Annotated in this window: 19 protein-coding genes; 5 read left to right on the top strand and 14 right to left on the bottom strand. The window is 51.2% G+C overall.

The window, feature by feature from the left end:
• Window positions 1–15 precede the first annotated feature (15 nt).
• The 11 genes from C1752_RS10180 to C1752_RS10130 all read right to left on the bottom strand — a co-directional run bounded on the left by C1752_RS10180 (window position 16) and on the right by C1752_RS10130 (window position 14,699).
• Window positions 16–1,287 (bottom strand): iron uptake porin, encoded by a 1,272-nt coding sequence (locus C1752_RS10180; protein ID WP_110985958.1) that lies wholly within the window; start codon window positions 1,285–1,287, stop codon window positions 16–18.
• A 4-nt stretch (window positions 1,288–1,291) separates the two neighbouring features.
• A complete protein-coding gene (locus tag C1752_RS10175; protein ID WP_110985957.1) occupies window positions 1,292–2,305 on the bottom strand; it encodes an NAD-dependent epimerase in 1,014 nt (337 codons plus the stop codon).
• Window positions 2,293–3,468, bottom strand: coding sequence for a histidine phosphatase family protein (locus C1752_RS10170; protein WP_110985956.1), 1,176 nt, complete (start codon window positions 3,466–3,468; stop codon window positions 2,293–2,295). Before C1752_RS10170 ends, C1752_RS10175 begins: the two co-directional genes overlap by 13 nt.
• A 32-nt stretch (window positions 3,469–3,500) precedes the next feature.
• The gene (locus C1752_RS10165) at window positions 3,501–4,553 is read right to left on the bottom strand and encodes a glycosyltransferase family 2 protein (RefSeq protein WP_110985955.1); all 1,053 of its coding nucleotides are present in this window, start codon (window positions 4,551–4,553) and stop codon (window positions 3,501–3,503) included.
• Window positions 4,554–4,814: 261 nt separating this feature from the next.
• Entirely contained in the window at window positions 4,815–5,783 is a 969-nt protein-coding gene (locus C1752_RS10160; RefSeq protein WP_110986136.1) for an aldo/keto reductase, read from the bottom strand.
• 511 nt (window positions 5,784–6,294) lie between these two features.
• Window positions 6,295–7,452 (bottom strand): glycosyltransferase family 2 protein, encoded by a 1,158-nt coding sequence (locus C1752_RS10155; protein WP_110985954.1) that lies wholly within the window; start codon window positions 7,450–7,452, stop codon window positions 6,295–6,297.
• A gap of 88 nt (window positions 7,453–7,540) precedes the next feature.
• Entirely contained in the window at window positions 7,541–9,382 is a 1,842-nt protein-coding gene (locus tag C1752_RS10150; protein ID WP_110985953.1) for an ABC transporter ATP-binding protein, read from the bottom strand.
• A 67-nt stretch (window positions 9,383–9,449) separates the two neighbouring features.
• On the bottom strand, window positions 9,450–10,661 hold the full coding sequence (locus C1752_RS10145; protein ID WP_199464347.1) for a glycosyltransferase: 1,212 nt from the start codon (window positions 10,659–10,661) through the stop codon (window positions 9,450–9,452).
• A 256-nt stretch (window positions 10,662–10,917) separates the two neighbouring features.
• Window positions 10,918–12,096, bottom strand: coding sequence for a glycosyltransferase family protein (locus tag C1752_RS10140; protein ID WP_110986135.1), 1,179 nt, complete (start codon window positions 12,094–12,096; stop codon window positions 10,918–10,920).
• Between the two features lie 99 nt (window positions 12,097–12,195).
• Window positions 12,196–13,383: a glycosyltransferase family protein gene (locus C1752_RS10135; protein WP_110985951.1), complete on the bottom strand. Its 1,188-nt coding sequence runs from the start codon at window positions 13,381–13,383 to the stop codon at window positions 12,196–12,198.
• A 107-nt stretch (window positions 13,384–13,490) separates the two neighbouring features.
• Window positions 13,491–14,699: a glycosyltransferase family protein gene (locus C1752_RS10130; RefSeq protein ID WP_110985950.1), complete on the bottom strand. Its 1,209-nt coding sequence runs from the start codon at window positions 14,697–14,699 to the stop codon at window positions 13,491–13,493.
• A 473-nt stretch (window positions 14,700–15,172) separates the two neighbouring features.
• Between C1752_RS10130 and C1752_RS10125 the strand changes: the two genes are divergently transcribed.
• Window positions 15,173–16,648, top strand: a complete 1,476-nt coding sequence (locus tag C1752_RS10125) for a carotenoid oxygenase family protein (RefSeq protein WP_110985949.1) — start codon at window positions 15,173–15,175, stop codon at window positions 16,646–16,648.
• Window positions 16,649–16,656: 8 nt separating this feature from the next.
• On the top strand, window positions 16,657–17,136 hold the full coding sequence (locus C1752_RS10120) for a low molecular weight protein-tyrosine-phosphatase (protein WP_110985948.1): 480 nt from the start codon (window positions 16,657–16,659) through the stop codon (window positions 17,134–17,136).
• Here the strand turns inward: C1752_RS10120 and C1752_RS10115 are convergent.
• From C1752_RS10115 to dnaA, 3 genes are all read right to left on the bottom strand, one after another.
• Window positions 17,060–17,782, bottom strand: coding sequence for a response regulator transcription factor (locus C1752_RS10115; RefSeq protein WP_110985947.1), 723 nt, complete (start codon window positions 17,780–17,782; stop codon window positions 17,060–17,062). The genes C1752_RS10120 and C1752_RS10115 overlap by 77 nt on opposite strands.
• Before the next feature lie 259 nt (window positions 17,783–18,041).
• The gene (gene dnaN / locus C1752_RS10110; RefSeq protein WP_110985946.1) at window positions 18,042–19,157 is read right to left on the bottom strand and encodes a DNA polymerase III subunit beta; all 1,116 of its coding nucleotides are present in this window, start codon (window positions 19,155–19,157) and stop codon (window positions 18,042–18,044) included.
• Between the two features lie 435 nt (window positions 19,158–19,592).
• Window positions 19,593–20,984 carry a chromosomal replication initiator protein DnaA gene (gene dnaA, locus C1752_RS10105; RefSeq protein ID WP_110985945.1) on the bottom strand — a complete coding sequence of 464 codons (1,392 nt, stop codon included), beginning with the start codon at window positions 20,982–20,984 and terminating at the stop codon, window positions 19,593–19,595.
• 122 nt (window positions 20,985–21,106) lie between these two features.
• Here dnaA and rpmH point away from each other — a divergent pair, with 122 nt between their 5' ends.
• From rpmH to C1752_RS10090, 3 genes are read left to right on the top strand one after another with little or no spacing between them, the layout of a single operon-like run.
• Window positions 21,107–21,244: a 50S ribosomal protein L34 gene (gene rpmH, locus C1752_RS10100; protein ID WP_110985944.1), complete on the top strand. Its 138-nt coding sequence runs from the start codon at window positions 21,107–21,109 to the stop codon at window positions 21,242–21,244.
• 43 nt (window positions 21,245–21,287) lie between these two features.
• The gene (rnpA, locus tag C1752_RS10095) at window positions 21,288–21,650 is read left to right on the top strand and encodes a ribonuclease P protein component (RefSeq protein WP_110985943.1); all 363 of its coding nucleotides are present in this window, start codon (window positions 21,288–21,290) and stop codon (window positions 21,648–21,650) included.
• Window positions 21,640–22,026 (top strand): PH domain-containing protein, encoded by a 387-nt coding sequence (locus C1752_RS10090; protein WP_110985942.1) that lies wholly within the window; start codon window positions 21,640–21,642, stop codon window positions 22,024–22,026. The genes rnpA and C1752_RS10090 overlap by 11 nt, the downstream gene beginning before the upstream one ends.
• Window positions 22,027–22,073: the final 47 nt, after the last annotated feature.

Genomic DNA, 22,073 nt, shown 5'->3' with positions numbered 1-22,073 from the left:
ATCAGGGTTCAGCCATTAAAACTCGAAGGTGGTGCGAATCGCTCCCAAGACAATGGGAGACCGATTGGGATCTGCCTCGGGGTTGGTAATTACAACAATCCCTGGGGTGACGGAAATCTGCTCATTCATATGGATTTTATAAAACAGTTCTAGGTGCAGTGAATGAGTAGCGGGGCCTTGGACAGAAATAACCTGGGGCGGATAGCCAATCACAATGCCGCCCACATTGCTGTCTCCCAACAGGTCAGAATATCCCAGCGTAACGGCCCAGTTGAGAATATCAGCTTCGGGACTATTGGACAGATCGGTGGCCGTTGCGCGGGTCAAGCCTGCCCAGCCAGACAAGGTGAACTGGGGCGTTACGTCTGCAGTCGCCTGGATGCCGACGGAGTGAGATGAGATGGCATCACTCTGATCCATAAATGGGTCGTTAGACTGCTCGCTCCCCGTGCCAGTATCCAATCCGTTGAAGCCATAGGCGTAGAGCAGTCCCAGGCTCAGGGTATCCGTGGGTTCGTAGGTGGCCTGGGCAAAGGCAACGTACTCCTCTTCCGGCAGCAGATTCTCGGCATCGCTGAGATAGCCCAAACTGAGTTCGAGATGATCGGTCACTTCATGGGTTAAACCCACACCGGCCCCCCCTCCCTGACGATAGAGCGGATTGCGTTGGCCAAAGCGCGAAACCGAACCGCTGCCGCTACCGCTAAAGAGGGGATTGAGCGGATCAGCAATATCGCTAATGGAGCCGCCGACCACAGGAAGGAAGACTTCGGTGCGATCGCCAATGGGAAATGTGTAATCTAAGCGACTGAGGGCAATCTCATTTTTGTCATCCCCCTGAATCGACAGACGGGCCATATCGGTCCCGAAGACATCATCTAGCTCTGCAACATTGGTGTTCTGGAACCGGAAGCGAAGCTGGTCTTCGCCACTAAAGCTGGTTTCAACATCCAAACGGATTCGACGCCCAAGACTAGGACGGATAGACGCTGACCCAGGACGATCGCCTGCAGCATAGACGAACGCAAATACAGCCTCACCACTGAGCTGAGTCGTGGGCTGGAACTCAACTGTTTCTGGTTCATTCGGGCTATCTACTGGCACCTGTCTGGGAGCAACTTCTTTAGCTTCTGGGACGAGCTGCCACACCGGGGTAATCACTTGTCCTTCTAAACCGGAGGTCTCGTCCTCTGGTGTAGTCACAGAAGGCTGAGCCGCTGCGATGGGGCTAGGCATAACGATCCATCCCACTAGACCCAGACTGAATCGCCAAAAGCATGATGGCATCTGACTATGCACATCGAGGCCGGACGCTATAGTGGCGAAGAGAATGCAGCTTAACCGTGTGGTACGTGTGATACCACTCCACAAAAGCATGAATGCCATCCTCAAGGGAGGTCTGCGGTTGAAATCCAGTATCTTGCATCAGATCGGTCACATCGGCATAGGTAATCGGCACGTCCCCTGGCTGCATGGGTAGCCAATTTTTCTGGGCAGTTTTGCCCAGTTCAGCTTCAATAACCTCGATAAAGCGGAGTAGATTGACGGGGGTGTGATTGCCGATGTTATAGATTTTGTAAGGGGCCGCCGATGTTTGGGGTGGGCGGTGAATGACCCGAACAATGCCTTCAATCACGTCATCAATGTAGGTAAAATCGCGCTCCATATATCCGTGGTTATATACATCTATGGGTTGGTTGGATGCGATCGCATCTACAAACGCAAAATAAGCCATATCGGGCCGCCCCCACGGCCCATAGACCGTAAAGAACCTGAGTCCCGTCACAGGTAAGTCGTATAAATGACTGTAGGAATGGGCCATCAGCTCATTGGCTTTCTTGGTCGCCGCGTAGAGAGAAACCGGATGATCTACGTTGTCTTCAACGGAGGACGGCACTTTGTGACTAGCTCCATATACCGAGCTAGAGGAAGCAAACACTAGGTGCGCAATTTTTTGATGACGACAGCCTTCTAGAACATTGGCAAAACCCACAATATTGCTGTCTATGTAGGCATCAGGATTTTTTATTGAGTATCTAACCCCTGCCTGAGCCGCGAGATGAACGACGCAATCGAAGGTTTGTTCAGAAAATAGGGCTGCTGTGGAGTTGCGATCGCTTAGATCAAAACACTGAAACTGAAAGTTAGGGTGCGACCGGAGCTGAGCCAAGCGGGCCTGCTTGAGATTGACATCATAATAATCATTAAGGTTATCGATGCCGTACACCTGCACCCCATCATGCAAAAGGCGCTGAGCCAAATGGAACCCAATAAACCCAGCAGCACCGGTTACTAAGATGCGCATAACATTGATCCTCTTTGTGAAAGAGCAAAATCAGCAAAGTTCATCGCCTGCAAAATAGGCAGCGGCTGTGATTTGGCATAGTGAACAACATTCACCCGTCCAGCTGCGAGTAATAGCCCCTTACTTAACGATGGATCCCCTCCTAGCACTTGGCTGAGCATCTCCTGCAAAATTTCAGTTTTTGCCACCATCAGCCCCGTCAGCATTTCAGTCCCAACTTGCCCTGAGATTTGCCGCTTATTGAGCGTCTGAAGCCAGAGATGAGGGATATCGGTTCGATTTATCTGCAGCTGCACTGCCTGTGGATTCTGGGCTAGGAGCATTTTTGCTAGCCGCTGTGCCGACTCACCATTGCTGACGCTGAAGGTAATCTCCATCTGATCCAATAGCTTGGGTTGAAGATCAGGGACACCAGTATCCGGCACAAGGAGTAAACGAAGCCCCTGTCGCCCGGCCTTGAGTTTTGGCAAAATTTCACCCAGATGGCTCGTATCATTCATTCCCTCTAGACAGGCAGACTGCTGATACGGAAAATTCAGCACGCTAATGCCGCAGTTAGATTGCTGAAGGGTATGGAACTGATCAGAGGGAATCCCCAAAGCTTGACTAAGCAACGCTTTAATCGTGCCGCCATGACTCACAACTAAAATCGTTTGTCCCGCATGGCGCGGCAGCACCTGCCGCCAGAATCGCCGCGCTTGAGCATAGAGATCCTGAACAGGCCGCCGAGGGCTCACATCTTTAGCCCCCGCCTGCGGCAACATTTCAAAGGTATGGGGACGCTCTATCCAGCAGCGATAGTCGTCAGTTAGCGTTTCCTGCACATGCCGATAGGACAACCCTTCCCATCGCGGCAGGTCAATCTCTTTCAGATCGCCATGCACATTGATGGAGATAGGAGAGCGGCGGCTGAACTTGAATGCCGCTGAGACTTCCTGAGCGGTCTGCTGGGTGCGAAGGAGAGGGCTGACATAAAGGGCAGAGAACGAAATATCATTGAGCGCTAGGCCGGTCTGAAACGCATCCTGACGACCTTGAGCCGTCAGAACTGATGCGTCACTGGAGCCCTGGTAGCGCCCCTGATCGTTATAGGTGCTGCGCCCATGTCGGACCAAAATCACACGGGTGGGGGCAGCATTCGGATTGAAGCACTGTAGTTTCATGATGCAAGTCACAGTAATCGATAGTTGCTGCCCTACGACTGTTCGAAACGCTGGGCATAGCGGTTAAACCAGTAGTTGTTGAACGGCCTTTCTAGACTGATCAAAAGTTTTTCTAGCCAGGGACTGCCCTTACCAAAGGTGAGGTACTGAACAATAGGCTGAATGAGTAATTCATGGCGACGACTACCCAGTCCGGCATAGCGTTTCGTAAAGTACTTATCTTCAGCCAAGTTCCACTTCTGTCGCAGATGGTCGAGGCTCGCGCGGTCCCAACGATCGCTCCAGCGCAGCATGAAGTAGGGCAGGTCTGACCATTGAAAATCGGGTAGCTTAAGCTGACCAAACCGGGCCATCAACCCCGCTTTATTGGAAGCCAGCCCCAACGTATCCGTCGTAACGACGGCTTCCCGCTCGTTATAGATCTCCCCTCCGGTCTGGGCCACCATGAAACAGAAATCAATATGTTCTCGGGTTGCCAACATCCCTTCATCTAGCAGACCGGTCATGGCGAAGGTGTCGGTGCGCACCAACATGCAGTGGAATTCCACATAGTCACACGGGGTACGGTGGAGCTGATCTCGGACATCAGCCACGGCCCGCCCGGTCAAATAAGCAGATTGCTTAATCCGGCGTCGAGCCTGACCGTTTTTAAAGTCGGTCTTGATATAGCACTGACCGCCAGCGTTGTGAATCACCTGGTGAGCCGGATTCCCAATACAGGTGAGGGGGCCAACGACACTGGCATTTGTCTCTGCTGCGCAGTTGACCAGTCTTGTGAGCCAGCCCCGCTTTACAACAACATCATTTTCAATGAAGACAACATATTGGCTGTCGGTGTGGTCGAGAACGTAGCGAAGACCCACATTGCGAGCCTGGTTAGGAGAAAGATAGTGGTCCGTCCTCAAGATTTTGAAAGACTGCGACGTTGCTTTGAGGTAAGTCTGCACCGATTCCGGTGAACAAACATCCACGAAGACTAAGTCGAAAGGATAGTCGGTGTTTGCATAGATGCTCTCCAGAGAGGCACGGGTATAGCTAAACCGCTCTCGCGGGCTAACGACGAGGGTAACTTTGGGTTGAGTCATGTGTCTCCATCCTGAGAAGCTCGGAGTCATAAATTGAAGTAAGGAATGTCTGAAAACTCCTCACCAATGACCCTGAGGCCAAAACCAAATAAGGAAACGAGGTTTTCGTATCTTTTAGAGATAGGGATCGACTCTCTCTGCGAGATCGTGAAACCTACATTCCAGACATTCTTTTGCAATCTGCTATGAGCAATAGCAGTTATCTTCGATCTTCGGATTCACCTGTCAATGGAACGTGAAGAGTCTGTGAGAAAGTTCTCATCATCGGGCTGCAACGGCAGTCTTTCCCGCTGTTTTCGGCAATTTAGTGAGCTGAATCAGATCTTCGCACTCTTTGGGCGTCAGGAGCGCATCTCCCACGGCTGCATTCGCCTGAGCCTGTTCAGGAGACTTAGCACCCGGAATCGCAACGGGCTGCATGGGGTGAGAAATCACAAAGCGTAGGGCCTTAGAAACCATCTCTGATCCAGGCTGCAGAGCAGTTTTAAGCTGTTCGACTTTGGCTAGTTTGCGGTTCAGTTTCTCGCGGCTGCGATCGCTCTCATACCACTCTGACCGCACCGTATCGGTAAACTGGGTCTCGCTTGAATACTTGCCTGAGAGCAGCCCTTTGTGCAGCGGCCCTCGCACCAGCACTCCAATTCCGTGGGCTTGGCAATAGGGCAGAAATTCTTGTTCAGGGTTGCGGCTCAGCAGTGAGTAGTCCACCTCAACCACGCTACAGGTGTTGTGAGTATTGAATCTCTGGAGTACATCTAGCCGATCTGTTGAGATACCATAGGCGCGAATCGTACCGGCATCTTTAAGCTGCTCGAAGCCTTCTAAATAGATGCTGGGGTCTTCAATTTTGCCTTCGTGACAGAGCATCACGTCAATGTAATCCGTCTTGAGTCGGTGGAGTGAGGCATGGGTACAGAGTCGAATCATATCCACCGTGGTCATGGGAACCGTTTGCCCGGTACGGCGGCCCCAGCGCCCAATTTTAGTAACCATGTGGACCTGATCACGAATCCCAATGAGCGCTTTGCCAAGGCGTTCTTCAGACAGTCCCGCTGGAATGCCGTAGGATTCTGCAGTGTCAAAGATATTGACGCCACTGTCGTAGGCACTACGAACGGTTGCTAAGGCAGTGGATTCATCAATTTGTCCCCACTGATTGCCAATATTCCAGGTGCCCATACCGATGGCAGAGAGCATCAGGTCAGTGGTACCTAATTGTCGATAAAGCATAGTGATTGGCCCTTTACTTGGATTGTGTTGATTAGAAAATGAGTTGCGCAGCTCTATTTGTGTTGCGCTTGAACGTTCGGCTTCCCAGGTTTGTGATGTTCTTAGGAATCGCCAGGTGTATTGCACTGCCCCCCGGCCCCCCAATTCTGGGGGGAGAGCTGCTGACTGCATTGCTGCTTAGCGATGAATAGGTGCTGCAGGCTAGGTGATGCTTGAAATCTACAAACTTATGGAGTGCTTCGGATTCGGTTATTAAAGTTATGAACTGGCTTCCTCAATCGTTGCTACAACATGAAGTCTTTGAGTACTCTCCCCCCAGAATTGGGGGGCTGGGGGGGCCAATGCAGAAGCATTCGCGAATTCAGACAGGAGGTCTATTACCTGCAACTGGCGAGGCAATAAAATTCGCTTGATCTCAGCTCGCAAAGCCAATCGATCTGAACGTCAGCAATACATGGAGAGATAAGGATGAAATCTGAATACGACTTTAGTCAAGGTAATCGGGGTGCCATCAGCGCCAGGATGAGCCGATGGAAGAGACGTTCCGCCGAGTTTTGCGAGAAGAACTGGGAAGGGTTGAAAAATCTGCGTCGATCCCCAAAGCTCGGCCCAATGCGTGAGGCTCAGCCATCGCAACGGCATTCGAATGAAGGTTCGTGAGTATCTGATTGAGCTGCTTTTCTAGCTGGAAGAGCTGATTTTCAATCCACTTTTTGGCAGGCTTCCCCAGGAAGGCAAACCGCTTAGCGATGGGTTTGACCAGAGCTTTGCGGCGGCGTTGACCTAACTTTTGATAGCGCTTCTGAAAGTAGCTGCTCTCCTTTAAGTTCCATTTCTTTTGAAAATGAAGGAGATTGCTTAGCTCCCATTGATCACTCCAGCGCAGCATGAAGTAGGGTACGTCAGACGGCTCCAGGGCCGGAGCTGGGGGATGAGTCAAAAAGGTGACAACAGAGGTTGGTTCAAGGTAAATCTGACCACCCGCACGAGTAACCATCATGCAGAAATCAAGGTATTCCTTAGTGCAGCAAAAGCCTTCGTCGAGGGGACCAATGCGGTCAAAGATAGCCGTGCGCACAAGCATGGTGTGGAATTCGACAAAGCCAGTGGGTTGGCGTGGGATGCGATCGCAAACCTCAGCCAGCGGTTGATTTTGAAACGGCGTTTTCTCTTGAAGCTGCCAGCCACCCATCATGCCCAAGGTGCCGGAGGGATTTAGCTCTCCGCGAGCGAAGGCTGTATACATCTCAGGAGCCATATAGGTCCCCCCAGCACAGTGAATCGTTTCATGAACGGGGCGATACTGACACACGAGTGAACCGACAACCGTTGCGCCGGTTTCTTCGGCACAGTCTACTAGGTTGCTGAGCCAGTCTGGGGCAAACACAACATCATTATCGACAAAGACCACATAGGGCGTTTTGACGTGCTGTAAACCTAGATTACGAGCCTGATTAGGAGATAAATAATGCTCAGAACGAATGAGTTGAAAGTCGTGCCTTGGGACCTGAGCTTTGAGGTGAGATCGCAACCCCTCGGGTGAGTTGTTATCGATATAAATCAGCTCAAAGGGAAGCGTCGTGTTTTCATAGAGGCTTTCGAGAGACTCGCGGGCAAATTGAAAGCGCTCTCTGGGGGCAACAATAATGGTGATCTTGGGGTTAGTCATGGGAGTAACCTCTTAGCTAGAAGAGTAATGAAAAATTAGAGATTGGGTACAGCAACTCCTGTCTCTGGGGGCTTTGAAAGACGGAGGATTAAAGCTCGATGCTTTGGGAAAAGTGATCAGTATCCACCGCAGATTGGAGCTGATAGAGAGCCGCATAGTGCTGACCCTTCTGCATCAGTTCTGAATGGGTACCTTGTTCTAGGGCTTGTCCAGACTCGATATAGAGAATCTGATCGAAGTTTCGTGAGGCACTGAGATCGTGGGTAATAAGGATGGTTGTACTATTTTGGGCAAGACGGTTGAGAGCTTCGCTGACCGCTTGCTCACTTTTGTTGTCGAGGCCCACGGTGGGTTCATCAAGAATGACGATCGGGGCTTTACGGATAGCGGCTCTTGCGATCGCAACTCTCTGCCGTTGCCCTCCCGAAAGGGTCACCCCCCGCTCACTCATCATCGTGTCGTAGCCGTTTGGCAAATCCATGATGAAGTCATGGGCATTGGCAAGCTGCGCCGCTTTCCGCACTTCAGCATCCGTGGCCCCCAGCGCACCGTAGGCAATGTTGTCGCGAATGGAAGTGCCGAACAAGATGCTGTCCTGCAGCACAATGCTGATTTGGTTCCGCAGGGATTCAAGCTGGTAGTCTCGCAAATCTTGGCCGTCAATCAAGATTTGGCCGAGCTGTGGATCGTAGAGACGTAGCAGCAGACTGACTAGGGTTGACTTGCCGCCGCCGGATGGTCCGACTAAAGCGATTCGTTGACCGGGCTGTACCTTAAAGTTGAGATCTTTCAGGATAGGCTGATCGATCTGGTAAGCAAAGCTGACGTTGCGGAAGCTGATAGCACCTCGGAAAGGAGGGGCTATGATTGCATCCTTCGCATCCTGCACCGCAGGTTCAACCTTGAGTAGGTCAATCACCCGTTCGGCTGAGACAATCCCCCGCGTAATTTTGGCCATTTGCTTGGCGAGTTCGCGGGTGGGCTTAAAGGCGGTTTTGAGGTAGGTGATGAACACTAACAAATCTCCGGGCGTGGCAGATCCGCGCTGGACGAGATAGACGCCGCGCCAGAGGACTAGAGCGGTTGCGATCGCAACTAAAATCTCTGCCGTCCGCTTCAGCCCTGCCGAGAACTGCTGGGTTCGCGCACTCTCTTCTAGGCTCTTGCGGTTATCGTGAGCAAACACCTGCTCTAGGAGATTTTCCAGCGATAACGCCTGGACCACTTTAATCGCGCCCATTGACTCCGCCGCTGTTGCTGCCATTGCGCTTTCCCGACGTCGCTGACGCTTAGCAACCTGACGAATACGCTTCGTAATTTTCAGGGTTGAGAGCAAAAAGATCGGAAAAACAGCAAGGGCAATCAGCGCCAGCTCCCAATCCATCCAAAACATCACCGCCACCATGCTCACCAACGTGAGCAGATTGATGATTAGAGGCAAAGCATGGTTGACCGTCACATCCCGCAGCCGATCAATATCGCTGGTAATCCGAGTCAGTAAGTCACCACTCTTCGCCTGGTAATGAAACGCTAAAGACAGGCGCTGCAGATGGGCATAGAGCTGGCTGCGAATTTCAGTAATGATGCGACTGGCCGCAATCGACATACTCACAATGCTGATGTAGGCCGAAACCGAACTTAACGCCGCTGTCGCAACAATCGAGAGGGAGAGAAGCAGCACCAGCAGCGTCGGACTGGCATCCCGTAGAAAAGGGAGATCGAGTTCAGCGGTATGGGCATCGGGCAGCAGCACGTAGTCAAAGATTAGCTTCAAGGGCCAGGGACCGAGCAAACGCGCAAAGACTTCAACCACAAGTCCTAAAATCGAGACCAAAATCAGCGCTTTCTCTTTGCGGATCTGAGGCCAGAATTGCAGAAAGACAGTCCGCATTCCAGGGAAAATTTGAGTTGGGGTAAATGTCCAAGGCATTGTGGTTTGCTCCTGACCATTGCAGAAATTCTGAAGAAAACAAAGAGAAAAATGAAGGACGTTCTCACTAAACCACGGACAAAATCCTTTCGATATCGGCAGGGATGTTTAAGGCTTGCTGATAAACCTGCTGCCAGTTCTGTTGCTCAATGGCTGGCGTCAACCGCTGCAGCACAGTCTCTTGAGCGGCCCGTCCCAGTTGCTCACGTAGAAGAGGCTGATCGATCAGTTGCTGCAGAGCGCTGGCGAGTCCCTCAGCATCAGCAGGATTAACGACCCGTCCATTAACGCCATCTTCCAGAATTTCTCCAATGGCATCGACGCTTGTCCCCACCACGGGTCGGGCGGCCAGCATAGCCTCTAACATGGCGTTGGGGCAGCCATCATGGAGTGACGGAATCGCAAAGATATCAATATGGGGGAGATAGGCCAAAGCTTCGTCGTGACTCACTTTGCCCGTAACCAGAACCTGACAGGCCAGGCAGCTTTCGATCTCTTGCATCCAGTATTCGCGCTCTTTTTCGACAAAATCACCAACCAATAACAGCGTCAGGGGTTGACCTTGCAGAGATTGACAGGCATCGAGTAAATACTCCAGCCCCTTCTTGTCACGGAAGCTGCCGACTGAGCCAATGACGGTTCCCTGGAGGCGATGGACCAGTGGAGGCTGGGGTAAGTTGCTGAAATCGAGAGGTGCGATCGCATTCCAAAACGCAGAAGACTTATCTGTAATCCCGGGCACCAAAGTACGGGCGCGATGCATCAACCCTTGGCTTACAAACGTTGTCCAGGTCGAGTTTTCTAAAGTCCAGACAATCTGACCAAACTGCTGCGGGCTAAACAGATGCTTGTGCAGATCAGCCCCGCGCACGCTATTAATGATGGGAATAACTTCTTCTTGTCCCAAAAGAGTGGTGAGAAACCCCATTTCATTGATAAAGAACGCATGGAGTACATCAAACTGATATTGCCGATGTAAACTCTGGAGCTGTCCGTACAGATCACAAAAATAATCCTGTTCCTTCGCTTGAATTGACCGAACCGCAGGCTTGAGACGGTGAACCGTCACCCCTTCCTGCATCGTGGTGTGGCAGCTCTGGCGCTGGAATTCGCCCGCTGCCGCCATTGCCCGCTGATCGCGAAACACAGCCCGGAAGACAGCAACATGCACGTCATAGCCAAGGTCCATCAGCATATGGGCAATTCGCTGAACAGACTCACCCACTCCCCCAATATCAGGCGGAAATTCTAGAGCGGTCATACAAACTTTAGGTTTCATGATGGGTTCCTCAAGACGTAATGAAGCGTTGATTGGGCTTCTTGTATAAGTGGCTGTAGCTTTTGCGCTGGCCCCTCACCCCCCGTGCTGGGGGACTTTAAAATTCTTTTGTCCCTAAACTCTTTGAAGAACTCACTCCAGATTTTGGGCACTCTCCCCCCAAAATTGGGGGGCCGGGGGGGCCAATACAGAATTGAATGCTCAAATCAGAACGATGACTACCTGTGGCTATTGAGAAATAGCTCGGAAAGCTAACTTACGCTGCAGTAGTAATCTGTCGCTTAGAAGGAGCTTTATAGAGAAGCGATCGCAACCGCTCAGATGCATTTCGGGCCCCCTCAAGATTGATGGCATGAGTAGGTTTGGGCTGCGCTAAACGCCGGAGAATGGCATAGGCCAGCGCATAGGGAGACAACTGCCTTGCAGTCAAAAGATCCACGATGTTTCTCTGCGCGAGTAAGGCCGCACGTGACCGTTGCTCATCGGCTTGATCGACTGAAGGCGACGGCACGATCAGCGATCGGACATGCGTTCTGAGCACATTCATCGTCGTGTTGTACCCCCCCAAGCTAATGGAGAGATCTGCCTGCAATAAAGAGCTGATCAGATTGGGCGTAAAGCGACGCAGCGTTAGGTTAGATTTCGTCGCAGCCAGAGCCTGAAGCGCTTCAAACTGCGACACCGGCATGAAGGGGCCGGCAAACGCATAAATGTGATGGGGAATCGCGTCCGTTAGCAGAGGGCTAGCTCCGATGACGGCTTTGAGCAAGGGGTAGCCATCTCTCCCACCCCCGACGCTGGCGACGATGCTGGGTCCCTGTATCTTCTCTTGCAGCATCAATGAGGGCGCTTGCGCGACATAGCCGGTGTAGAACACTTCGCAGTCAAGATCGGCAGCGGTAGGGAAACAAGCGTCTAGAGGCTGGAGGTTGCGATCGCAATGATACAAAACCAAATCATAGTACCGACAAATCTGGTCATGGATTCTGGCCTTTTTTCTGACCATTCCTTTCTCGCTCATCTTCTGAGTCATCACCAGATCTCTGAGGCTACAGACCACCTTCACCTGAGCAGCTTTGGCCCACTCCAGCAGCGGCACTAGCTCAAAAGACATCTTGTACTTACTGAAGGGAAAGCATTCCGTAATCACACAGTCCGGCTGAAACTGGTCACACACCAATAAGAGCCGTTCAATACGCCTAGCTTTGATCGACTCAAGAGACTGCCCAAAAGCGATTAGTTCACCGGCATCCTCTCGCAATGCAGGCAAATAGACGACCTCAGCCCCTGAAGGAACAGTGAAGCCAGTAATCGGCTCTCCTCCAATCACAAGGCAAACCTGAAAGTCTTTGACTAAACTGCGAATAATTTCAGTACTGCGGACAAGGTGTCCCATACCCGCTAGATACTGGCAATAAAACAAAATCTTTTTCATAACAATCAACTCGAATTCACTTCCATCAATCGTGGGAAAGCAACCCAATCTTTCGGCACTTTTCCCCCAGAATTGGGTGGCCGGGGGGCAATGCAGTCTCTAAGCCGCAACCAAGGACGCCCGATCGCTCTGCTCAAAAAGCGATCGCACCAACATCGCTGTCTTCTCAACCCCATCAAGATCAAAGCCAATGACTTGGGGCTGCTGAAGTAGCGCATCCTGCACCCGCTGGGCTAAACGCTCCGGCGTCACGTCAGTTTCTTTAAGCATCTGCACGCGACCCAACTGCTCTAATCGCCGCACCCGCATTGTTTGCTCTTGGTCATCATTGCCGGTGAACGGCAGCATCAGTGCCCGCACGCCCGTTGTCAGAATATTCATCGTCGTGTTGTAGCCCGCCATGTTGACCGAGAGGTCCGCCTGCTGCATGTAGGCCAGCAGATTCGGGGTATAGCGATGGATCGTTAGATTAGAAAAGTCCTGCCCCGCCTGTTTCAAATCCCAAAACACATCATCAGGAACAAAAGGCCCCGCAAACACTTGAATATGATGGGGAATACGTTCTGATAGCCATTCAGCAGCCCTGACCATCCCCCACAATAGAGAGTGACCGAAGCGACCGCCGCCGACACTCACCACAATCATCGGCTCCGTCCGATTTAGGGCCATCTGATCGAGCAGCGTCAGGCGACTCTGCGGCTTCTGGACAACGTAGCCGGTGTAGTGAACCTCACAGTCCAGATCTTTCACTCTTGAAAAGCTGTCCTCTAACGGATGCAGATTCGGATCGCCGTGAATCAAAAGTTGATCAAAATATTGATTCATGAGGCGACAGATCTTGGCCTCATGCTTGGCTTGATCCTGCTTGGTGACCACAATATCTCGCAGGCTGCTGACAATTCTGACACCCCGTTCCTTAGCCGCCTCCATCAGCGGAATCAGCTCAAAGGAAAACCGGCGACGGCCAAAGGGAAACAGTTCCACCACCAGTACATCCGGTTGAAATTGCTCTAGGGTTTGCAGGAGTTGGGACTTGCGATCGCATTCCACCTCCCCTAAATTCCTATGCGGATCCACTGGCTGCAGCTCTCGAAATTCACGATCGGTCTTGATACCCGGCAAGTTGACCACCTGAACCGCAGCCGGAACCGGAAAGCCCTGAATGACCTCACCGCCATTGATAAAGCACACCTGAAACTGATCGGTCAGTCCCCGAACAATTTCCATACTGCGGATCAAATGCCCCATCCCCAGAATGTGCTGGCAGTAAAACATAAGCTTTTTCATCCTGAATCTCCTCAAAAGTGCATGACATAAACCGAAATCGTTGAGACTTTCCCCTCAGAATTGGGGGACTGGGGGGCCAACGCAGAGCCTCCGTTTTTCAAAAAACATCAGACCGTAAGCAAACCAGTCAAAGGACAGGCAGGTGACGGCGAAACCAGCTCTGAAAGATAGTGAGAAATCTGAGGTAAACCGCCAAAATTAAGCGGCTGAGCGGGTGTTCTAGCAGGATCAATGGGGTCAAGCACGGCAGAAAGAAGCGATCGCGGGGTCAGCACTTCGGGATGAATCCCCTGCACCAGTCCTCGCTGCATAAACCGCTCCATGCGAATTAGCTGCTCTTGCGATGGTGAGGTTCGAGGCACCACAACCGCCCGTTTATTCAGGGCCAAGATTTCAGTCAATGTGTTGTATCCCCCCATCGCCACCACGACATCAGCCGCACTGAGGTAGCCTAATAGGTTATCAGTGAAAACCTCCAACGTGACGCCGAGCAGCGGCTCAGCCATTTTTTGGAGGATTGCCTGCTGCTCAACAGGCATCTCAGGCCCGCAAAGAATCAGGCTGCGGAGTTTGATAGCCGGGTCAATGGTTCGAAGTCCCTGCAAATAAGCTTCGACTAAGGGCAAGCCATCCTCACCGCCACCGGGGGTGACCAGCACCAGCGTTTCAGCAGGACTCAGCCGCAGAAATCGACGAACTTCAAAGCGTTGAGGGCGACAGAAGGGCTTGCGAATATAGCCGCAGTAGCGAACTTTACGCGCTGCCGGGAGCGGGAACTGATATTCCTGAGCCAGATCAAAGACCTCCGGCATTCCCACCACCAGCACCTGATCGTAGTGGACCTGTATGGCTTGGTAATATCCCTGGGTCAGCCACTCCTGCCTCATTTTCTCTGGTGCGTCGAGAATATCCCGCAGCAGCAAAACGCACTTAGACTGCGGCAGTTTTCGCTCCATATAGGCAAGGGTATGTGCCAATTCCTGCTGGATACCGTAGGGCTTTTTATCGACCAGCAGCAGGTCGGGCTTGAAGTGCTTGGCTGCAGACAGAATCAGATGAGATCGAAAGACAATCGTTTCATCAGCTGTGGTTTTAAGATATTTTGCCGATAGATCGCCAGATACACCGCGACTAAGACAGGGCAGCTTGATATAGTCCAACCCTTCAGGGAGCCGAAACCCCTGCAGCATCGGAGAACCAGAGACCAACAGAATTGAAAGATTTTGCCAATGCTGCAGCAGGTGCTCACAAATAGCAAGCATTCGGCGGAGATTTCCCAATCCAAAGGCATCATGGGAATAAACCATTAATCTCATAGGACGTTCCTCAGTGAGGGGCTGAAGCACTGATTTGCAATGGCTTCAGTACTTTTTAGAGATAAACAAAGGAGATGGGCGAGCGTGGGGCATCATCGAATGGCACACACCCTAAAAAATTGTCCGTAGCAGCCGCTATCGGGATTCAATATCTACACATTCGCCACTTGCAATGAATCCGGCATTAGATATGTGTGAGAAGAGTTTCATGAGGAAATTCTCACAACAGAAAAGCCACATTCTATCGGCGCAGACCTTTCAGAAACGCTGGCTCGAAGGTCGCCCTTAGGTGTCTCAGAAACACGTGAGGGTCAATCGACGCGCCCCAAGTTCCTCATGGGCTGCGAAAGTACCACGCATTAATATTGATTTTTGTTAAAGAGTTAGAATATTTGCAACGAAGATTTTTAGCTTCCACTCGTGACATCTTTGTTTTGCAAAATGCCCCTGGTTCACCCATCGCTTCATTAGATATGACAACTAGCGCTTCAAGCACCCTAGATCGCAGCTACAGTCTCCAAAACTGGCAAGGCGGTCACCAGTCTCTGAAGGAAGAGTACTCCTACTGGATTGACGAGATTGACGGCCAAATTCCGGCCGATCTGCAAGGCACTCTCTTCCGCAACGGCCCAGGGATGCTAGACGTCAATGGAGAGCTACTACATCATCCCTTTGACGGTGACGGTATGATTTGCGCCATTACATTTGACCAAGGGCGCGCTCACTTTCGCAATCGCTTTGTCCGCACCGAGGGCTACGTCGCCGAGCAGGCTGCAGGCAAGATCCTCTACCGAGGCGTCTTCGGCACCCAAAAACCTGGCGGCTGGATGGCAAACGCCTTCGATCTCAACTTTAAAAATATTGCCAACACCAACGTCATTTACTGGGGCGGCAAGCTCCTTGCCCTTTGGGAAGCCGATCAGCCCTACCGACTCGACCCCGCAACCCTAGAAACTATCGGTTTAGACGACCTCTCTGGGCTACTAAAGCCCAAGACTCCCTTCTCAGCTCACCCCCGCATTGTGCCCGGAACCGATGGCTCCAGACTCGTGAACTTCTCGGTCCAGTCCGGTCCGATTACTAGTATCACGGTGTATGAGTTCGATGAAGCCGGGAAATGCGTCGCTGAGCGCAAGCACACTATTCCTGGTTTTGCCTTTATCCATGACTTTGCGGTCACGGAGCATTACTACATCTTTTTTCAGAACCCGGTCACATTAAATCCTTTTCCTTTCTTAGTGGGCCTCAAGGGCGCAGGGGAATGTTTAGAGTTTCAGCCCAGCCAACCGACAAAGATCTGGCTGATTCCACGCGATGCTCAGCAACCCGTCCAGAAACTCACGACAGATGCCTGCTTCGTCTTTCACCACGCCAATTCCTTCGATCAAGATGGAAAGGTTATCGTTGATTCCGTTTGCTACGACACCTTTCCATCCCTGGATGCGGGTCAAGAATTTCGAGAAATCGATTTTGACACCGTTCCCAGCGGTCAACTTTGGCGATTCACAATCGATCCAGAGGCTCAGACCGTGCAGCGAGAATGCATCACCCAACATAGCTGTGAGTTCCCAACCCTCAACCCGGCCAAGGCCAGCCATCCCTACCAATATCTCTTTATCGGAGCAACCCATACCAGCACTCGCAATGCGCCGCTACAGTCCATTCTCAAGCTTGACCTAAAGTCCGGCGATCAAGAGCAGTGGAGTGCGGCCCCCGAGGGCTTCGTTGGTGAACCCATCTTTGTTCCTAAAGCAGAGGCCGACCGTGAAGATGCAGGCTGGATTTTGAGCCTCATCTACAACGCAGCCAACCATCGCTCTCAACTGCTCATCCTAGATGGAGAGAATATCAGTCAGGGTCCAGTGGCCCGCTTACATTTGACCCACCATGTCCCCTATGGTTTACATGGAACGTTTACACCTCACGTGTTTTCTCCTGTCGACCTCTAGGAAACCTAATGCCTCAGAAACTCCTGTTTGTTTGCCTCGGTAATATCTGTCGCTCTCCCTCTGCAGAAGGGATTATGAATCACCTGATAGCAGAAGCCGGTCTCAGCCAAGAGATCATTTGTGATTCAGCAGGCACTAGCGGATTCCACATTGGCGAACCCGCCGACCGTCGGATGTCAGCAGCAGCTCAACAGCAGGGGTTCACACTAACCAGCCGTAGCCGCAAGTTTGAAGTCAGTGATTTTGAAGAATTTGATTTGATCCTAGCGATGGACCAAGATAACTACGATGCGATGCTGGCCTTAGACCGCACGGGTCGCTATCACCATAAATTGAAAATGATATGTGAATTTTGTCAGAACCACAGCGACCATGATGTTCCCGATCCTTACTATGGCGGTCCTTCAGGATTTACCTACGTGATTGATCTGCTGGCCGACGCTTGTGCAGGTCTATTACATTACTTGACTCAAGAGCAGCGGGCTTAAGCTCTGGCTCTTCGTGACTGCCAATCTCGATTAAGTGATGATCGAGAGCAAAGCGCACAATCTCTGCTCGATTGCTGGTTTCAGTCTTCTGCAGCAGCTTGCTGACGTATTTCTCAATTGTGCGAGGGCTGAGATGGAGATGATCGCCAATTTGAGCGTTGGATAGCCCCTCAGTTAGCAAAACCAGCACCTGCTGTTCGCGGGACGTGAGGTCTAAGGTCAGGTCAGCAGCCTGTGGCACCTGAGTCTGGACCTGCAGTTCCGACTGCACGATTTGAGAGCGATCTAACAGGTTACGAACAACGGCCCCTAGCTCTTCGAGTTCAAAGGGCTTAGGCAAGTAGAGATCGCAGCCAGCTCGGTAGCCTTGGATGCGATCGCAAGTCTCGGTCTTAGAAGTCAGAAAAATCACCGGCATCAGTCGAAAAGCAGGCTGTTTACGAACCTGCCGCATGAGTTCAAATCCATCCATCTGCGGCATCCTGATATCCGTCACAATCAGATGAGGCCGATACTGCTGAACAAGTGACCAGGCTTGCCGACCATTGTGGGCCGCCAGCACGCCATAGCCGGACAGCTCTAGATAGTCCGTGAGCGCTAAACAAATAGCAGGGTCATCGTCAACTACAAGTATGGTTAAAGGCATGGTCTATCTCGTCCCAAGACCGTGAATCATCCCATTAAGCCTCATATGAACATTTGCCGTTCTCTGATAACGCCTTTCTCCGTTCCCCACACAGTATGGCTTGCCTATTCTTTTTTAATTTCAGCGTGTCATGAAAGTCATCATTCACAAGCACGCAAACAAATGCAGCAGAACTGCGCCTAAAATACCCAGGTAATTCAACTCACATTAACACGCAGTTTCAGGGGCGGCAGATCTCAACCCTAAAATCAACAACACACTACCGAATTTGAATCGGCATGATTAGATAGGTTACCTTTCGCCCACCCAAAGGCGACAAAATCGCGGGCATAGTGGGTTCATTAAGCTGCAGTTGAATCTCTTGAGCCGCCATTGATTTGAGGCCGTCACTGAGATATTTAGCGTTAAAAGCTACTTCGACCGATTCCCCTGAAATTTGAGCGGGGATACATTCTTCACCTGTCCCAAATTCCGGTGCCTCAGCAGACAGCGCGACCTGCTGCTCTTCACTATTGAGGCGCAGGCGAATGATGTTGTTCTTACGCGCCGCTAAGACCGCAATGCGCTCAACACCACTCAGAAGCGCCTGCCGGTCAAGGGTAACCTGACGTGCAAATTGAGTCGGCACCAGTTGCTGATAGGTGGGGTATTGTCCCTCTAGTAAGCGACAGTTGAGGCGCTCTGTTCCCTGTTCAGTAGTCAACTCAAAGGCAGCTTGCGTGTTATCAAACCGAAAAGAGATTGCCGAAGCGACACGGCCCAACATCCGCTCTAGCTCTCGGAGAGCTTTGGCCGGAATGGTCAAAGTCATGGGAGTTTCGGTCATAGTTTCGGGGAAGGTTGCGATCGCAAGTCGATGCCCGTCCGTTGCCGCAAACTCCAGGCCATCCGCAGACGTACTTACATGTAGCCCCGTCAAAATCTGCTTACTCTCATCTGTACTGGCCGCGAACAGAGTCGCCTGCAGTCCTTCAAGCAACAGCTCCACTGGAATTTCTAAAGGCTCCACTTCATCCAGCGTCGGCAAAGCCGGAAACTCATCAGCAGCCAATCCCTGCATCTGGTAGTGTCCCATACCGCAGGTGAGCGTGGCGCTGAGATCCTCAATCTCCACCTCCACATCAGAGCTGGGCAAACGAGAAATAATATCGCTGAGAAACCGAGCCGGGAGAGTAATTGAACCTGCTGTCTCAACCGTCGCTGGCAACCACACCTGCATTCCCAAACTGAGATCAAAAACGGCTAGTCCCAAGCGCTGAGCTTCTGCCGTTACCAGCACATTAGCGAGGACTGGATGGGTCGGATTTGTCGGTACAACCCGACTGAGTAACGAAAGCTTCGCGCTTAAATCTCCTTGGCTGCAGATCAGTTTCATTCGGTTCCTGTGACTTCACCAATCTCGATTAGCTGCCACATCGTAACACTAACGGTTCCTGCCCACGACCTTGAAAAATCCGCTCAATTTTTGTCCCTCTATTACTCTCTTAATATTTAAATTTAAAAGATAGTAGTAGTAGTAGAGCCTGTGGAAACTGTGGAAAAGATCGTGGAGTTTCTACTCTGAAAGGAATAGAGCGATTTACCACCTGTGGAAAACCTGTGGAAAAAAACGCGAGTTTTCCACAGGCTGTTAATTACTTTTTATTTATCCACAGACACCCAGAGTTTTCCACAGAGTTTTCCACAGATTTTTCCACAAAAAAAGCCGAGTTTTCCACAGGCTTTTTTGAGGTTTACATAAGTTAATATATAAAAATATACATATTGGTTTTAAGTAGCTGTAAGTCTTTGAGAGCAGGTTTTTTGGACGTTAGTCTGCCTGGTTGCTGGCGAGATTGATGCGATCGCTTAACTGCCGGAGCTGTTGTGCCACATCAGGGTCATTTGTTTCTAGAACCGAGACCTTCTCGCAGCTGTACATGACTGTCGTGTGGTCTTTGCCGCCAAACTCCTCACCGATCTTGGGCAGGCTCAAATCTGTGTGCTGCCGCATCAGATACATGCCGATTTGGCGAGCTAGGCTAATTTCACGGCGGCGAGAATTGCTCTTCAGATCCTCTGTTGAGATTCCATAGGTTTCGACAATGGCCGCCATGATCGTCTCAGGAGAGGCCGCCACCTTCTCTGTTGGCGGATTCAAGACCGGAGCAATATTGGCAACCGTCATCGGCAGGCCCGAAATCGAGATGTAGGCAACCGCGCGAATCAAAGCCCCCTCCAGCTCCCGAATGTTAGAGGTATAGCTCGAAGCAATATACTCAATCACCTCTCTGGGCAGACGAATGCTTTCGTATTCAGCCTTTTTCTGCAGAATCGCCATCCGCGTTTCTAAGTCAGGGGGCTGAATATCAGCGATCAGGCCCATTGAAAATCGAGAACAAAGGCGCTCCTGCAGCCTCGGAATTTGGCTCGGTTGACGGTCTGAAGCGAGGACCACCTGCTTACCAGCTTCGTGCAGGGTATTGAACGTATGGAAAAATTCTTCTTGAGTGTACTCTTTCCCCTCAATGAACTGAATATCATCCACCAGCATCACGTCCACAGCTCGATAGTGTTCGCGGAAGCTCTGCATACCATCCTTACGAATCGCCGCAATCAGATCATTCGTGAACTGCTCAGTCGAAATATAGAAAATCTTAGAATCAGGCTGAATTTCCAGACGATAATGGCCAATTGCCTGCATGAGATGGGTCTTGCCCAAACCAACGCCGCCACAGAGAAACAGAGGGTTATATTCCCGGCCCGGATACTCTGCCACCGCTAGACAGGCCGCATGAGCCATGCGATTATTCGGACCCACCACGTATCGAGAAAAGGCATACTTCGGATTCAATGGGCTAGCGCGTTTACGGTCTTTCTCCTTTGCTCCGTTGGTTTCTGCTCCCTGAGCTGCTGGCGGCGTTGGCGGCAAAGACGGAGACTCTATATCATTCGCCGTACTGAGATCGTCACCTTGGGCAATCTCAATGCGAATATCAACAGGGTGGCCGAGAATATCATGAACCACGCTGGCAATGGTTTTGATGTAATACTTCTGAATCCAGTTGCGGGCAAAGGGGTTGGGCGTATGGATGACCAAGCAGTTATCCTGTAGTTCTTCCGCACTGGCCGTCTTGATCCAGGTTTCAAACGTGGGCCGACTGAGCTGTAGCTGCAGTCGCTCCAGAACTTGACTCCATAGATTTTCAACGGTGCTTTCCACAGGGAACCTCAACTGAGCAGATGGGCGGACGCAGCTCAGATGAAGAGCTGGTGATAAGATTGTAGACGATGAGTTCTAAGCTCTACTTAGGGCCATTGCAGGATAACCTTTGAGTTAACGACATGACGAAACGCACATTAGGCGGTACCAACCGTAAGCGCAAGAGAACCTCGGGCTTCAGGGCTCGAATGCGGACTAAAAATGGTCAAAACGTGATTAAAGCTCGTCGCCGTAAAGGTCGGGCGCGGCTGGCTGTTTAACCTCGTCTCTCACCTACCCGAATAGACAGGTTGATGGCTACTCGTGTTATCGAAGCTGCACCGATTGAGAAAAACACAAGACTTTTTGACGGTCTACCAACGCGGTTACCGTCGAAATTCTGCTGACTTATCTTTAAGAGTTTATCGGCGACCCCATGCCCAAGACGCGGTTTCGCCAACTCGAATCGGAATTTCAATTAGCCAGAAGGTTAGCAAGCGCGCTGTCGTGCGAAATCGCCTGAAGCGCCAACTCCGAGCCGCTTGTTCGCAGCTTTTGCCCCAGATAAAGCCAGGACAAGATATCGTTCTTGTTGTACGATCGACTGCTTTGCAGTGCAGTTATCAGCAATTTCTGCAACAATTGAAACAGTTGTTTACACAAGCGGAGATCCTACATGGGCATTAAAGAGGACACCTATTTTGAGGGAGCCCCTCATCGTGGCGATCTGCTGATCAACCTTTTGATGGGAATGACGATTATTTGCTTGCCGTTCACAATCGGCGCAATTGTCAGAGCCATTTGGGTTCGATATAAAATTACTAGCCGACGCGTAATCGTTACAGGTGGATGGTTTGGTCGTACCCGGTCCGATATTATCTATGGCGAGATTGCGAAGATCGTGACGGTTCCTAGAGGCTTTGGGTCTTGGGGAGATATGGTGATCACACTAGATGATGGCAGTCGCTTAGAGATGAGAGCTGTGCCTAAGTTTAGAGAAGTGTCGGCCTATATTGAAGATCACATCAAGTCTCCCAAGAAGACCGCAGTTGCCGCCAGCTAGTCTTTATTCAACGGGCAAACTGTAGAAGCTCCTGATCTCTGGAGTTT

The sequence above is a fragment of the Acaryochloris thomasi RCC1774 genome, from assembly GCF_003231495.1.
Classification (GTDB): Bacteria; Cyanobacteriota; Cyanobacteriia; order Thermosynechococcales; family Thermosynechococcaceae; genus RCC1774.
The sequence above is the reverse complement of the archived record's forward strand: the minus strand, read 5'-3'. Positions and strand labels throughout refer to the sequence as shown.